This window comes from Rhodococcus sp. 06-418-5, from assembly GCF_002258285.1.
Classification (GTDB): domain Bacteria; phylum Actinomycetota; class Actinomycetes; order Mycobacteriales; family Mycobacteriaceae; genus Rhodococcoides.
In genome coordinates, this window is sequence record NZ_NOYE01000031.1 from 228,597 (window position 1) to 243,160 (window position 14,564).

General features: G+C 65.9%; 11 protein-coding genes. 6 read left to right on the plus strand and 5 right to left on the minus strand.

The window, feature by feature from the left end; translation table 11 throughout:
• Nucleotides 1–10 precede the first annotated feature (10 nt).
• Complete coding sequence (locus tag CH274_RS22410) at nt 11–1,213, minus strand: TetR/AcrR family transcriptional regulator (protein WP_256993668.1); 1,203 nt, start codon at nt 1,211–1,213, stop codon at nt 11–13.
• A 183-nt stretch (nt 1,214–1,396) separates the two neighbouring features.
• On the opposite strand from CH274_RS22410, the gene fadD5 reads away from it, so the two are divergent.
• From fadD5 to CH274_RS22435, 5 genes are all read left to right on the plus strand, one after another.
• The gene (gene fadD5, locus CH274_RS22415; RefSeq protein WP_094658973.1) at nt 1,397–2,953 is read left to right on the plus strand and encodes a fatty-acid--CoA ligase FadD5; all 1,557 of its coding nucleotides are present in this window, start codon (nt 1,397–1,399) and stop codon (nt 2,951–2,953) included.
• A gap of 246 nt (nt 2,954–3,199) precedes the next feature.
• Nucleotides 3,200–3,514, plus strand: coding sequence for an integration host factor, actinobacterial type (gene mihF, locus CH274_RS22420; protein WP_008712632.1), 315 nt, complete (start codon nt 3,200–3,202; stop codon nt 3,512–3,514).
• A 68-nt stretch (nt 3,515–3,582) separates the two neighbouring features.
• A complete protein-coding gene (locus CH274_RS22425; protein ID WP_032395305.1) occupies nt 3,583–4,065 on the plus strand; it encodes a cation:proton antiporter regulatory subunit in 483 nt (160 codons plus the stop codon).
• A gap of 19 nt (nt 4,066–4,084) precedes the next feature.
• Nucleotides 4,085–5,257, plus strand: a complete 1,173-nt coding sequence (locus CH274_RS22430; protein WP_094658974.1) for a cation:proton antiporter — start codon at nt 4,085–4,087, stop codon at nt 5,255–5,257.
• 12 nt (nt 5,258–5,269) lie between these two features.
• The gene (locus tag CH274_RS22435) at nt 5,270–5,932 is read left to right on the plus strand and encodes a GntR family transcriptional regulator (protein ID WP_179275824.1); all 663 of its coding nucleotides are present in this window, start codon (nt 5,270–5,272) and stop codon (nt 5,930–5,932) included.
• Nucleotides 5,933–5,996: 64 nt separating this feature from the next.
• Here CH274_RS22435 and CH274_RS22440 read toward each other — a convergent pair whose 3' ends face one another.
• Together CH274_RS22440 and CH274_RS22445 are read right to left on the minus strand one after the other, a co-directional pair.
• The gene (locus CH274_RS22440) at nt 5,997–8,132 is read right to left on the minus strand and encodes a 3-hydroxyacyl-CoA dehydrogenase NAD-binding domain-containing protein (protein ID WP_032395307.1); all 2,136 of its coding nucleotides are present in this window, start codon (nt 8,130–8,132) and stop codon (nt 5,997–5,999) included.
• Nucleotides 8,133–8,141: 9 nt separating this feature from the next.
• Nucleotides 8,142–9,353, minus strand: a complete 1,212-nt coding sequence (locus CH274_RS22445; protein ID WP_032395308.1) for an acetyl-CoA C-acetyltransferase — start codon at nt 9,351–9,353, stop codon at nt 8,142–8,144.
• A gap of 232 nt (nt 9,354–9,585) precedes the next feature.
• On the opposite strand from CH274_RS22445, the gene CH274_RS22450 reads away from it, so the two are divergent.
• The gene (locus CH274_RS22450; protein ID WP_094632114.1) at nt 9,586–9,822 is read left to right on the plus strand and encodes a hypothetical protein; all 237 of its coding nucleotides are present in this window, start codon (nt 9,586–9,588) and stop codon (nt 9,820–9,822) included.
• 12 nt (nt 9,823–9,834) lie between these two features.
• Here CH274_RS22450 and CH274_RS22455 read toward each other — a convergent pair whose 3' ends face one another.
• Both CH274_RS22455 and CH274_RS22460 read right to left on the minus strand, forming a co-directional pair.
• Complete coding sequence (locus CH274_RS22455; protein ID WP_094632217.1) at nt 9,835–12,093, minus strand: DNA polymerase III subunit gamma and tau; 2,259 nt, start codon at nt 12,091–12,093, stop codon at nt 9,835–9,837.
• A 44-nt stretch (nt 12,094–12,137) separates the two neighbouring features.
• Nucleotides 12,138–14,531, minus strand: a complete 2,394-nt coding sequence (locus CH274_RS22460) for a helicase-associated domain-containing protein (protein ID WP_094646626.1) — start codon at nt 14,529–14,531, stop codon at nt 12,138–12,140.
• Nucleotides 14,532–14,564: the final 33 nt, after the last annotated feature.

Below are 14,564 nucleotides of genomic sequence, written 5' to 3' on the forward strand. Positions count from 1 at the left end.
CGCGGAGGGTTCATCCCAGAAGTACCGCCGTCATCGTCTGCTGCACCCGCGCCATTGTTCGGTCGGACCGCTCGAACCGCACCGTCCGACCCACGTCGAAGACCAACCCGAGAGCGGCGTGGATCAGAAATCGTGAGACCACCACGCTCGTGTTCGGCCGGGCCTCGCGCAGCAGCTGCGCCCAGCCGTCGACGTTGTGGCGCTGAATCCGGCGCAGTGTCGCGCGCCGATCGGCCGGTAGATTTCCGATCTCGGCGAAGTACACGGCCACCAGTTCGCCCTGCCGGAAGGTCAATTCGGTGTACAGCCTGGCGAACGTCCGCACCGCGTCGACCGGGGAGTTCGACTGCTCGAGCGCGCCGGCGAGGGTGTCGGTGAGCTGGGCGTTGGCACGATGCAACGCGGCCTCGAGCAGCTCGGCCTTACTGGGGAAGTAGCGGTACACGCTCGAGGCGGTGATGGACGCTGCTGCGCCGATGTCGTCGAGGCCCACCTCGTGGTACCCGTGCAGATAGAACAGCCGAATCGAATGGTGCAGCAACTCTTCCCGTTTCGATGCATGCTCGAGCACACAGTCGCGGTGGGGCGATTCGCTGCCCTGCTGCGGAAGTTCGGTCCGCAGGACCGACCGTGCGGCAGCGAGCATCGACTCCTCGATCTGCTTGGCCGACAATGCCGATCGATGCGCGGTGATGCTGGCGACCACACTGATCGACGCCGTGGCCAGCAGAGCGGCGTCCGCCTCGGACAGATCGGGGCGAAGCTGTCGCAACGGCACCGTCACTCGCTCGTGCACCGTGCGCAACGCTCGCCGTAGGTATTCGCGGTCCGAACCGACGAGATAGCGCCCCTCCCATCGATACAACCCACCGGTGCGGCGATTGTCGATGGTGGTGGCGATGATGGCACCGATGACCGCGTCGATCCGGGAGTGCGGATCCTCCACATCGTCGACGGACGGATCGATGACGGCCGGATCCGTTGCCGCGACCAAGGAGTCGGTCATCCGCATGACGGTGTCGACGAACAGTGAGTACTTGGTCGGGAAGTGCCGGTACAGCGCGGGCCCGGAAATACCGACGGTGGCAGCGATGTCCTCGATTCCGACGGGGTGATAGCCGCGCTCGCTGAAGGCCTCGGCCGCGGCCACCAGAATCTGCGACTTCCGATTCCGTGGCCGACGCCGCGGCTCCGTGGCACTCGTCTCGCTCATCGCCTCACCTCGCCGGTCGTCTCGAGTGCTCATAGTAGCGGGATCGATGCGAATGATCACAAACTTAACGCGTCACTGACCTGCTGAAATGCAGTCAACAGAGTTCCGGACAAAGCGGCCGACAGTCTGTAAGCTGCATCACATTCGATCCCCCGCTCATACGGCTGACGAGAGGAACCGGCGATGGCCGCTCACCCCAACGAACCCGGATTGTCCAACCGAAACAACTGGAACAACCACGTTCGACGGCACGCCCTCATGCAGCCCGAGGCAGTGGCGCTTCGATTTCAGGGGCGATCGATCGGCTGGCGCGAACTCGACGACCGCGTCGCGCGGCTCGCGGGCGCGCTGCAGAGCCGCGGAATCGGATTCGGTGACCGGGTATTGATCGTGATGCTCAACCGCCCCGAATATCTCGAGGCGGTCCTGGCGATCAACGCGCTCGGCGCACTCGCCGTCCCGGTGAACTTCCGGATGACTCCGCCGGAGGTGACCTTTCTCGCGCAGAACAGCGGCTCATCCCTGGTGATCTCCGACGAGACGCTCGCTCCACTGGCCGAAGCAGTTGTAGCGCAGAGTGATTCACTGACCGGAATCATCGTCGCCGGAGACGCGTACGAGGCGCTGCTGTCCACCGCCGAACCGGCGGACCCCGTCGACGTGCCGGACGACGCCCCGGCACTGATCATGTACACCTCGGGCACCACCGGAAGGCCCAAGGGCGCGGTACTCACACACGCGAACATGCAGGCGCAGGCGTTCACCTGTGTCCGGGCACTACAGATGAGCGCCACCGACGAGGTCGGCTTCTGCGCCTCACCGATGTTCCACATCGCCGCACTCGGCAGCCTCGCGCCGAGCCTGCTGCTCGGGATTACCACCGTCGTCCACCCGGTCGGGGCATTCGATCCGGGCACCCTGCTCGACGTACTCGCCGCCGAACGTGTCACCAACCTGTTTCTCGTCCCCGTGCAGTGGCAGGCGATGTGCGCCGAGCAGGCGGCCAACCCGAGAGAACTTGCCCTGCGGGTCATTTCCTGGGGCGCCGCCCCGGCATCGGACACCGTTCTGCGCGCGATGTCGGACACGTTCCCGGGTGCGATGAACGTCGCGGTGTTCGGGCAGACCGAGATGTCGCCCATCACCTGTGTGCTCGACGGCGTCGACGCCCTTCGCAAACTCGGCTCGGTAGGACGCGTCGTCCCGACCGTCGCAGCACGCGTCGTCGACGACGACATGAACGACGTGGCGCAGGGCGAGATCGGCGAAATCGTCTATCGAGGGCCCACATTGATGCGCGAATACTGGGAGAACCCCGACGCGACCGCGGACGCGTTCCACGGCGGCTGGTTCCACTCCGGCGACCTCGTACGCCAGGACGAGGAAGGCTTCGTGTTCGTCGTCGACCGCAAGAAGGACATGGTCATCTCCGGCGGTGAGAACATCTACTGCGCCGAAGTCGAGAACGTCCTGTTCTCCCACCCCCGAATCCTCGAGGCCGCAGTGATCGGCCGACCCGACGACAAGTGGGGCGAGGTGCCCGTCGCGGTGGTCGCACTGCACGATTCCCCCGACACCCCCGACCTGACTCTCGACGAACTTCTCGTGTGGCTCGGCGACCATCTCGCGCGGTTCAAGCACCCCAAGGAATTGGTCGTCGTCGACGCCCTCCCACGCAACGCGAGCGGCAAGGTGGTCAAGGTCGCACTCAGGAAGACCTACTCGCCTGCACCGGCCTGAGAGACCGGCAGGGAGGCGTCGGACATGCCCGGTACACGACGCCCTCCGAGAGCCGACACGGGGCCGAAGTGCTGGTCGGGGCACACCCCGAATCGGATAGGACGTAGCCTGGCTGGGAAGGTTCGGTGGCTCGACCGGAATGACAGCCGTGTTGTTCGGTTAGATTGGAAGAGCCACCAGGCACGATGCAAGAGGGTCGAGACCTGTCAACGAGCGACGGGTCACCACAATCGAGGAGAACAGGCCATGGCTTTACCAGTATTGACACCGGAACAGCGCACCGCGGCGCTGGCCAAGGCGGCCGAGGCACGCACTGCGCGGTCGAAGCTGCTCGCATCCGTCAAGTCCGGCGAACTCAGCGTCGCTGACGTTCTCGCCAAGGCGGAGAACGACGAGATCGTCAAGAAGACCAAGGTGTCCGCCCTGATCAAGGCCCTGCCGGGTGTTGGTTCCGTGCGCGCCGCACAGCTGCTCGAGCAGCTGTCCATCGCCGATACCCGCCGTATCGGTGGCCTCGGCGCAAACCAGCGCGAAGCCCTCCTGGCTGCCGTCGCATCCTGATCGAGACGGGTCGGGCTGCACGCCCGATCCTTCGATAATGCGCTGCCTGCAGGGCTAGCATTTCGACCATGAACGTCGAAGTGACCCTGCTGCCGGGAATCGGAGTGCGAAAGGATTTCGCACTCGCTTCCGGGCGTCGCATAGGCGTCATCACCCGCAAGGACGGCGTGAACGAGTTGATCGTCTCGCGCAAGGACGACCCCGATGCGACGCAGGAATCCATCACGTTGAGCAATGAGGAAGCGGCGGCCCTGGGCAATCTGCTCGGGTCGCCGCAACTCATCGCTCAGCTCGGGGAAGAGCATCGTGACCTTCCCGGAATCAACACCCGTCGGCTTCCCATTCGCGCCGACTCACGGTTCGTCAGCCGCACACTCGGCGACACCGCCATGCGCACCAAAACCGGGGTATCGGTCGTCGCTGTCATGCGCGCCGGTCAGGTTCAACCGTCCCCCACCCCCGACTTCACGCTGGCCGCAGGTGACCTACTGGTCGCCGTCGGTACCGCGGACGGACTGGACGCAGCGGCCAAGTTGCTCGGCAATGCCTGAGATCAGTCGGGGCTGAACAGTGGCCGAGAGCGCACTTGCCCTCACCGAGCTGGGTGCAGTGTTCTTCGTTCTCGGACTACTCGCTCGTCTGGCGGGTCGAATAGGTGTCTCCCCCATCCCGTTCTATCTGCTCGGCGGTCTCGCGTTCGGAAACGGCGGCATCGTCAATCTCAGCGGCATCGACGAGTTCAGCGAGATCGCGAGCGAGATCGGCGTCGTCCTGCTGCTGCTCCTGCTCGGACTCGAATACACCGCCGCCGAACTCGTCACCGGTCTGCGCCGATCCTGGATGGCCGGTCTGGTCGACATCGTGCTGAACTTCGCACCGGGTGCACTGGTCGCGTTTCTGCTCGGCTGGGGCGGAGTCGGAGCGCTGGTGATGGGCGGTGTCACGTACATCTCGTCCTCGGGCATCATCGCCAAGGTCCTCACCGATCTGGGCCGACTGGGAAACCGCGAAACCCCCGTCGTGCTGTCGATTCTGGTGTTCGAAGACCTGGCGATGGCCATCTACCTGCCGATCCTGACCGCGGTCCTCAGCGGGGTGAGCTTCCTCGGCGGACTCGAAGCGCTCGGCATCTCACTGTTCGTCCTCACCGTGGTGCTGGTCGTCGCACTGCGCTACGGCAACCTCGTCTCCGCAGTACTCGACAGCCCCGACCGCGAAGTGGTGCTGCTCAAGGTCCTCGGATCCGCGTTGCTGGTGGCCGGCGTCGCGTCGGAACTGCAGGTCTCGGCCGCCGTCGGCGCGTTCCTGCTCGGTATCGCCATCTCCGGATCGACGGCCGACAACGCCACCCGCGTGCTCGAGCCACTGCGCGATCTCTTCGCCGCGATGTTCTTCGTGGTGTTCGGACTCGCCACCGACCCGGCGACCATCCCACCCGTGCTCGGCTGGGCCGTCGTGCTCGCGGTCACGACGACAGCCACGAAGGTCGCGACCGGCTGGTGGGCGGCGGGCCGTCAGGGAATCGGACGACCGGGCCGGTTGCGCACCGGTGCGGCACTGGTGGCGCGCGGCGAGTTCTCCATCGTCATCGCCGGACTGGCCGTGGCCGCAGGCGCGGTGGAGGGCGAACTCGCGGCTCTGGCGACGGCATACGTGCTGCTGATGGCAATCCTGGGGCCCATCGCGGCCCGAGTCGTCGAACCGGTCGCGCAGGTCCTCCTTCGCGCGAAGCCCGCCGTGTGATTGGCTTTCGGAATGGTGGACAAGCGTCGAGCATCGGTTCTGCGCCGACGGCCGCAGCTGTCGGAGGAGGTGGCCAGCCACGTCCGGCACCTCGTCATGTCCGGCGAAGTGAGTCCGGGCGACTTCATCCGACTCGACGAGACCGCCGCAGAACTCGGTGTCAGCGTCACTCCGGTCCGCGAGGCACTGCTGACGCTGCGGGGTGAGGGCATCGTCGAACTCGTCCCGCATCGCGGCTACAAGGTTTCGCCGCTGACGCCGAACGACATCGTCGACATCTTCTGGTTGCAGGGCCAGATCGCCGTCGAACTGGTGCGCCGCGCAGCACCGAAGATCACCGAGGCCGAACTCGACCGACTCGCCGAACTCACCGCACTGCTGTCCGCGGCCGTCGAGAACGGCAGGCCGGAGGATGTCGAGAACTGCGAGTTCGAGTTCCACCGCGTCCTGAACCGACTCGCCGACTCGGCGAAGCTGGCGTGGTTTCTCAACAACGCCACCCGCTACACACCCACCCGCCTCTATGCCACCGATCGTGACTGGGGCCGAGCGGCCGTCCGCAACCACGAGGAACTCATCGAGGCACTCGTTCGAAACGACATCGACGCCGCCTGCGAATTGATGAAGCAACAATTCACAGACGGCGCCGAGAGGTTGATCGCGCATCGCGGGTAGATGCCTTCGGCAGTGGTGCGGTTATGTGCCACCGGGGGCACTCGATCGCACCACTGCCTCGGCACTAGCGCAGCGAAGCAGGAACCTGGAAGCGATCGCCGTACTTCTTCGCCAATTCGTCTGCACGAGTGACGAATCCGGCCTGACCTCCCGGGTAGCCGACGACGTACTGGTGCACGCCTCCGGTCCAGGCGGGGAAGCCGATGCCGAAGATCGAGCCGATGTTGGCGTCGGCGGTGGTGTTCAGCACACCCTCGTCGAAGCACTTCTGCGTCTCGATGGCCTCGATGAACAGCATGCGTTCCTTGAGGTCCTCGAACGGGATGTCCGCCGAACCCGACTTGAACGCATCACGCAGTCCGGGCCACAGTCCGGTGCGCTTGCCGTCCTCGTACTCGTAGAAGCCCGCGCCCTTGGCCTTCGACGGACGCTCGAACTCGTCGACCATCTTGTCGATGACGGCACCGGCCGGATCCTCGGGAGGAGTCTGACCCGCGGCGATGAGGGCGTCGTAGGTTTCCTTGCGGATCTTCTGCATCAGGTTGAGCGTCAGCTCGTCCGAGAGCTGAAGCGGCGCAGCCGGGTAACCGGCCTGCAGACCGGCCTGCTCGATGGTCGACGGCTCGACGCCCTCGCCCAGCATCGCAATGGCCTCGTTGATGAACGTGCCGATCACACGCGAGGTGAAGAAGCCGCGGCTGTCGTTGACGACGATCGGGGTCTTCTTGATGATCTGCACCAGGTCGAATGCCTTGGCCAAGGCCGCATCCGACGTCTTCTCGCCGCGAATGATCTCCACCAGCGGCATCTTGTCGACGGGCGAGAAGAAGTGGATTCCGATGAAGTCTTCCTGACGCTTGATGCCCTGAGCGAGGCTCGTGATGGGCAGCGTCGAGGTGTTGGAACCGAGCAACGCCGTCGGATCGACGAGGTCCTCGATCTCCTGGAACACCTTCTGCTTCAACTCTTCCGACTCGAAGACGGCCTCGATGACGAGGTCTGCGCCTTCGACGTCCTTGGCGTCGGCCGTCGGGTGGATCCGCGCGAGCAGAGCGTCGGACTTCTCCTGGGTGGTCTTGCCACGCGAGAGTGCCTTGGCCTCGATGGCCTCGGAATACGCCTTGCCCTTCTGCGCCGCCTCGAGAGCAACATCCTTGAGCACCACGTCGATTCCGGCCTTGGCACACACGTACGCGATGCCCGCGCCCATCATGCCTGCGCCGAGAACCGCAACCTTGGTGAAGGTGGTCTTCTCGATGCCGTCGGGACGGGACTTGCCGGCGTTGATCGCCTGCAGATCGAAGAAGAACGCCTGAATCATGTTCTTGGACACCAGGCCGGTGACCAACTCGGTGAAGTACCGCGACTCGATGGTGCACGCGTTGTCGAAGTCGACCTGCGCACCTTCGACCGCCGCCGCGAGAATCGCACGCGGTGCAGGCATCGGAGCGCCCTTGATCTGCTTGCGCAGATTGGACGGGAATGCGGGCAGGATCTGTGCGAGCTTCGGATTGGACGGCGTGCCGCCGGGGATCTTGTAGCCCTTGACATCCCACGGTGCGACGCCACCCTCGGGGTTGGCCTTGATCCAGGCCTTGGCGGTGGGCACCAATTCGTCGATGCTGCCGACCAACTCGTGAATCAGACCGATCTCGAGTGCCTTCGCCGGACGGAACCGGGTGCCCTGCGCGAGCACGGTCATGAAGCCGGTCTGGATGCCGAGAAGTCGCGTGATGCGGGCGACTCCACCGCCGCCGGGCAGCAGGCCGAGGGAGACCTCGGGAAGACCGATCTGGACGCCGGGAACGTCGGCCGCGATGCGGTGATGAGTCGCGAGCGCGATCTCGAGTCCGCCGCCGAGTGCTGCGCCGTTGATGGCGGACACGACCGGCTTGCCGAGCTTCTCGATACGACGCAGTTGGCCCTTGACTTCCTGCACCTCGTCGAACACCTGCTGAGCGTCCTCGGGCTTGGCAGCGATGAGCGTGTGCAGATCGCCGCCGGCGAAGAACGTCTTCTTGGCGGAGGTGATCACGACGCCGGTGATGGAGTCGACCTCGGCCTCGAGGCGGTCGACGGTCGCTCCCATCGAATCCTTGTACAGCTGGTTCATCGTGTTGGCGCCCTGGTTGGGGTCATCCATCGTCAGAACGACGATACCGTCGGCGTCCTGGTCCCACTGAATCATGTTGTCAGACATCGTAATACCTCAGACTCGCTCGATGATGGTGGCGACGCCCATGCCGCCGCCGATGCACAGGGTGATCAAGGCGTACCGGCCGCCGCGGCGCTCGAGCTCGTCGAGCACGGTGCCGGTGATCATCGCTCCGGTCGCTCCCAGCGGGTGGCCCATGGCGATGGCACCGCCGTTGACGTTGAGCTTCTCGTTCGGGATGTTCAGATCCTTCTGGAAGCGCAGCACCACGGAGGCGAACGCCTCGTTGAGCTCGAAGAGATCGATGTCGTCGACGGTCAGGCCCGCGGTCGCGAGAACCTTCTTCGACGCCGGGGTGGGTCCGGTCAGCATGATGGTCGTATCGGCACCACTGGTGGCGGTGGCGACGATGCGCGCCCTCGGAACCAGGTTCAGATCCTTACCGGCCTGCTCGCTGCCGACGAGGACGAGTGCTGCGCCGTCGACGATGCCGGAGCTGTTTCCGCCGGTGTGCACGTGATCGATCTTCTCGACCCAGTGGTACTTCTGCAGCGCCACATCGTCGAATCCGCCCATGGCCGCGATACCGGTGAAGGCCGGGTTCAGCTTGCCGAGCGATTCCACGGTGCTACCCGGACGCATGTGCTCGTCCTGATCGAGGATGAGCAGGCCGTTCTGGTCGGTGACCGGAACGACGGACTTCGCGAAGTAGCCACCCGACCACGCTGCGGCGGCGCGCTCCTGCGACTGGACGGCATATGCGTCGACGTCCTCGCGGCTGAACCCCTCGATCGTCGCGATGAGGTCGGCACCGATGCCCTGCGGGGCGAAGTAGGTGTCGTAGTTGGTGACGGGGTCCATGGCCCACGCGCCGCCGTCACTGCCCATCGGCACACGCGACATCGACTCGACGCCACCGGCGATGACGAGCTCGTCCCAGCCCGAGCGCACCTTCTGTGCAGCCAGGTTGACGGCCTCGAGACCGGACGCGCAGAAGCGGTTGAGCTGGAAGCCGCCGACGGTGTCGGGCATCTTCGCTGCGAGCACCGCCGTGCGCGCGATATCGGCACCCTGATCTCCGACGGGTGAGACCACGCCGAGGATGAGGTCGGAGATCCGGTTCTCGTCCATGTCGGGGAACCGTCGACGAAGCTCGTCGATCAGACCGGTCACCAGGGAAATCGGCTTCACCGAATGCAGGGAGCCGTTCTTTCCCTTGCCTCGGGGAGTCCTGATGGCCTCGTAAATGAATGCCTCTGTAGTCACAGCGCGCAGTTCCTTCCAGATACTCGATCTTCTTGCGGTCGCCGTGCCGGCCGACCGCGTCGGTGCGAGGCCATGACAGACCTCAGCTCATGCCACAGTAGGGCGGGCGATGGATCCGGCGTAAGGACCGAAACGAGCGTTGTACATGACCGACGCGAAGGTTCACGTTTGAACGACCTGATCGTGGGACACTCCGATAGATCAGATCTACCGAGCGCGGAAGAAGACCTCCATGGAAACCAACAACGAATTGACCGTGGGCGCTCGCGTCAAAGTACGCATTCACACCACCGGCACCGACGACGAAGCTGCTCAGGACACGTACGAGACCGGGGCGATCGTCGAGGACTTCGGTGTCCAGACACCCGAGACCACCTCCCGGGACTGGGCGGTGGCACGGCGTTGGGCCGTGGCGCTCGACAGTGGACGCCTGGTGTTCGCCGACAACGAGGACCTCACCGTCGGCTGAATCACCCGTCGCTCAGGTCTCCTTGAGCGGTACCGCTCCCAGTTCGCTGACCAGCAGCTCCATCGCGACGGTCTCCGGATCGCGTCGAACCGTCGGATCGGCAGGCTCGGCCGCGGCCTTGAGCAGCTCTTCCTCGTCCTCCGGGGTCTCCGGTGGCGGTGGCCCTACCGGCTCGGGCTCGTCGGGATAGTCCGGCGCTTCGGGCATCGGAATGTCGTCCGCCCCGATGCCGGCCGAGGATCCATCGCCCGCTGATCCGAACCCGTCCGACGTGGGACGGGAAGCCCCTGCCTGGCTCGGCCTCGAGAACTTCGGCAGCGACGCGGGTTTCGCTGCCGGTTCATCTTTTTTTGCTGATGACTGTTCCGGCGGTGCCGCCGCACCGACCAGGCACACCACCGACCATTCGACGCCGAAGACGTCACGCAGAGCGTCGCGAATGACGTCGGCGTTGCGCGGTTCCTCCAGCCGCTTGGCCAGCGGTGCCGAGTCGTGACCGAGCGTGATGGTGCCGTTCTCGACGGTGCGCACCGAGGCACCGGAGAGCATCACCTCGACGGTCCGGCTTCGGTCTCGTACCTTCGTGCGCACCTCGGACCACACAGCTCGAACCGCGGCTGCGTCGGGCTCGCTCGACACGGCGGCGGGGGCCGCCACGGGTTCCGGTTCCGACTCGAACACCGGATCCGGCTCGGGGCCGTAATCGTCCTCGGGCTCCGGCGGAAAATCTTCGTGGGAAACCGAGGCAGCGGGGGCCGGTTCCTGTGATGCCGAAACCGGTTCCGGAGTCGGCTCCGGCGTGGGGGCCGGTTCCGGTGTCGGCTCGGGTGTGGGAGCGGGCTCGGGTGTCGGAGCGGGCTCGGGTATCGGGGCCGGCTCGGGTCGTGCAGGCTCCGGTGCCGGTGTGGGAATCGAGGCAGCGGGTGCGGGCGCCACTGGAGCAGGTGCCGGTGCGGGCGCTGCCGGCTCTGCGGCCGGTGGACGTTGCGACGGTCGCTGAAACTTGCTCACCGGTGCCGGACCCGGGGGCGCGGGTTCCTCGGTGGGTTGCAACTGCGGTCGCGTCGGATCTGCGGCTGCCTGGGCGACGGCTGCTTGCTCCCCCGCCGGAAGGGTGACGTCCAGGCGGCGCTCGACGCGTTCGAGTCGTTGCAGCACCGCCGATTCCGCGTCGGACGCCGAGGGCAGCAGCATTCGGGCACACATCACTTCGAGCAGCAGACGCGGGGCCGTGGCACCGCGCATCTCGCCGAGGCCCGAGTGCACGATCTCGGCGTACCGAGTCAGTGTCGCCGAACCGAGCAGATCGGCCTCGTCACGCAGTCTCTCGAGGACGTCGCCGGGAACGTCGACCAGACCGCGTTCTCCGGCGTCGGGCACGGCCTTCATCAGGATCAGATCTCGCATGCGATCGAGGAGGTCGATGGCGAAGCGGCGTGGGTCGTGGCCCGCGTCCATCACCTTGTCGACGGTGCCGAACAGTGCGCCGCCGTCGCCCGCGGCCAACGCGTCGACCGCTTCGTCGATCAGTGCGACGTCGGTGACGCCGAGAAGCGAGAGTGCGCGCGGGTACGTGACGCCCTCGGGTCCGGCTCCGGCCAGGAGCTGATCCATGACGCTGAGCGAGTCACGGGGCGAACCTCCGCCGGCGCGGATGACCAGCGGGTAGACCGCATCCTCGACCGGAACCTGTTCCTGGCCACAGATCTTCTCGAGCAGACCGCGCATCGTCGACGGCGCGAGGAGCCGGAACGGGTAGTGGTGGGTACGCGAGCGGATGGTGGGGAGCACCTTCTCGGGCTCGGTGGTGGCGAAGATGAAGACGAGGTGCTCGGGTGGCTCCTCGACGACCTTGAGCAGCGCGTTGAAGCCCGCCGGGGTCACCATGTGTGCCTCGTCGATGATGAAGATGACGTAGCGCGATTCAGCCGGGGCGTACACGGCCTTGTCTCGCAGATCTCGCGCATCGTCGACGCCACCGTGGCTGGCCGCGTCCATCTCGACGACGTCGAAGTTGCCGGGTCCGCCCGGTGCGAGGGCGACGCAGGAGTTGCACACGCCGCAGGGGGTCGACGTCGGACCCTCGGCGCAGTTCAGCGATCGGGCGAGGATGCGCGCCGAGGAGGTCTTTCCGCAGCCACGCGGCCCGGAGAACAGGTACGCGTGGTTGATTCTGTTGCTGTCCAACGCCACGCTGATCGGCTCGGTGACGTGCTCCTGACCGACGACCTCGGCGAACGTCGCGGGACGGTACTTCCGGTAGAGGGCCACGCCCGAAAGGGTACCGGCGACCACGGACACAGTTGCATCGCCGGTCATTGTGGACGGGTGGATACCGCTCGGATGTTCATGATGGCGAAGCTCTCGCGGCTGCCGGTCGATTCCGAGAGCGCGTGCAGCCAGTGGCCGTCCTGCAGCGCATCCGAGATCGCGTGCCGAACGATGGCTCCTCTGGAGTTCTGGTAGTCGATGGAGACGGGTGTGCCGCGCGCTGCGGCGTCGGTCAACAGATCCAGCTCACGCGGCAGCAGCCGGCTGTGTGAATCGAGTGCAGACCGCACTCGTGCCTCGTCGACGGCTCCGTCGCCGCCGGCCAGCAGGAGCCGCGCGAGCTCGCGTGGTTCGCGGCGGTGCCGTGCCGGGTGGACGGCACGATGGGTCTCCCGAGTCTCCCCCGTGCGGATTCGAGGCGCGCTGTCGAGTTGGAGTTGCCCGGTGTCGGAGTGCCGGACCGGGGAGTATCCGTGCCTGCGAAGCACGGCGATGGTGTCGATGGGCGTGGCCGAACTGACCAGGACGGTGGGAGCGAGGCGCTGGAACTGCAGCACGGCCAGTGACTCGTCGGTCTCGATGTTCGTCAACAGGACGACGTCCTCGGAGACGATCGCGCACGGGATCCTCCTCACGGCCAGTGCGCCGTAGCTGCGCCAGCAGTCTCGGATCGTGTAGTCCAGTGCCTGAGGCAACTCGGTGTCGGCCATCGCGGTCAACGCATCGATCAACTCCTCGCCGGTGCCGCCGGTGTCGAAGAAGCCCCGGATGGTCGCCGGGGTGAAACGCCAGACCGACGCGACGTCCCTCGACTCGGGCTGCGCCGCCGAGCCGAGTATCGACGCCACCTCGGTACTGGGTGGTCCGGTCACCACCGCCGTGGAATCGGGCAACAGCCGAACGGAGAACGGAACCCACCCGGCCATGTCCTGCAACTGTGCTGTCAGAGCCGCGCGGATCTCGCGAGGGTCGCCGTCTCGACCCGCAGGGAACTCGGTGAGGGTGCGGCACAGATCGGTCGGCGCACCGTCGGCCAGTACCCCGAGTCGACCGGCCTCGAGCCACAGCGCGTGCACGTGACCGGCCCCGGCGCTGGTCGAGACGACCGGGATGTGCCAGTCCAGATACCGGGCAAAATCCTCCGAACCATGCAGAACCGTCGCCGGCGCGTCGGCGTCCTCGTATCGCAGCAGAGCCGTCAGCGCCGTCGCACGCAGGTCCGCTGCCGCCGGGTCGTCGAGCATCTTCTTGAGAACGGGAACGGTCTTCTGGGACGCACGGGGCACTCGGTGGGTGGGCGTGAAGGGCGAACTCCACCATGCCGTCAGCAATGTGGCCGCCTGTTCGGCCCGCGTGCTCGTGGACCATGTCTCGTACGCCGAGGTCAACGCGATTCCGGTCTTCCCGCGTTCGGCCAGCAGTCCGGCTTCGCGGGCCAGCATCAGCATCAACGCTGTGTCGTGTTCGTCGGCGAATCCCAGCCTGCTCGTCAGCGACCGAATCCCCTTGGCACTGACGCCACCGGTCTTCATCGTCGTCAGGCCGTCGGCGTCGATGGCCGTCAGCAACGCCTGCGTGTGTTCGCAGAACTGCAGCAGGGCGATCGACCGTGTGCGCCGCACGTCGTCGTGCGAGAGCACTCGGGTGTCGAATGTCGGCGGCGTGAGTTCGATGGGCAGACGCCACCGCTCCCCTCGCAGGGCGATGCTCACCTCCAACGGCATCTCGACGCGGTGCCCGTCGAGTCGATACAACAATCCCCGCTCGAATGCGGCCGCGCCTGCAGTCGGAGGAACATCGAAGATCAGTGACACCGGCTTGCCATCGACGAAGCGGGACAACATCTCTCGCATCTCCTCGGGCCCGCCGTCGAACAGTTCGCGGATACGTTCGGGCGTCATGGCAGTGGCAACGGAGTCCGCGCGCGCCGCTCGCTCGAGCGTCGGGTCGATACCGAGGAGCGACAGCACAGCCACCCTGTCCTGCTCGACTGCGCAGTGCAGGAACAGCTTTCGCTGCCTGCGGGCCAGTCCGAACGGATGCGAGAACACCCCGGACAGGTCGACGGGTGAGTATTCGACAGTGCCTGCGCCGAGTGAGGAATTCGGCCAGATCAACCCGTGGGCCGTCAGTGTGGCCAGAGCTGCATCGATGTGTGGTGTCTCGTTGATCGATCCTTCACTCGCCCAGTGCCCGATCTCCGCGCGGCTCAGATCGCCCATGAGCGCGAACAATTCGAGGAGAGCGAGCGCACCGCTGTCGAGTCGACGCGGCAGCATCGACACCCGAGACGGGGCTTCGAGCAACTGCGCGAGCAAGCCGAACGAGCGCGGTGGTGGGTCGGTCGCCACGTCCGGCCGACGGTGCAGCAGATCGGTCAGCGCGTCCTCGTCGAGAGACGCCAGCCAGCCCTCGTACGTCCCGATACTGTCGGTCATCTCGCCCCCCGGTGAAAGTTCTGGTCACTGTAA

Excerpts from the sequence above, each read along its gene's own strand:
- CH274_RS22410 (WP_256993668.1), bottom strand. The coding sequence starts at position 1,213 with ATGAGCGAGACGAGTGCCACGGAGCCGCGGCGTCGGCCACGGAATCGG.
- fadD5 (WP_094658973.1), top strand. The coding sequence starts at position 1,397 with ATGGCCGCTCACCCCAACGAACCCGGATTGTCCAACCGAAACAACTGG.
- mihF (WP_008712632.1), top strand. The coding sequence starts at position 3,200 with ATGGCTTTACCAGTATTGACACCGGAACAGCGCACCGCGGCGCTGGCC.
- CH274_RS22425 (WP_032395305.1), top strand. The coding sequence starts at position 3,583 with ATGAACGTCGAAGTGACCCTGCTGCCGGGAATCGGAGTGCGAAAGGAT.
- CH274_RS22435 (WP_179275824.1), top strand. The coding sequence starts at position 5,270 with ATGGTGGACAAGCGTCGAGCATCGGTTCTGCGCCGACGGCCGCAGCTG.
- CH274_RS22440 (WP_032395307.1), bottom strand. The coding sequence starts at position 8,132 with ATGTCTGACAACATGATTCAGTGGGACCAGGACGCCGACGGTATCGTC.
- CH274_RS22450 (WP_094632114.1), top strand. The coding sequence starts at position 9,586 with ATGGAAACCAACAACGAATTGACCGTGGGCGCTCGCGTCAAAGTACGC.
- CH274_RS22460 (WP_094646626.1), bottom strand. The coding sequence starts at position 14,531 with ATGACCGACAGTATCGGGACGTACGAGGGCTGGCTGGCGTCTCTCGAC.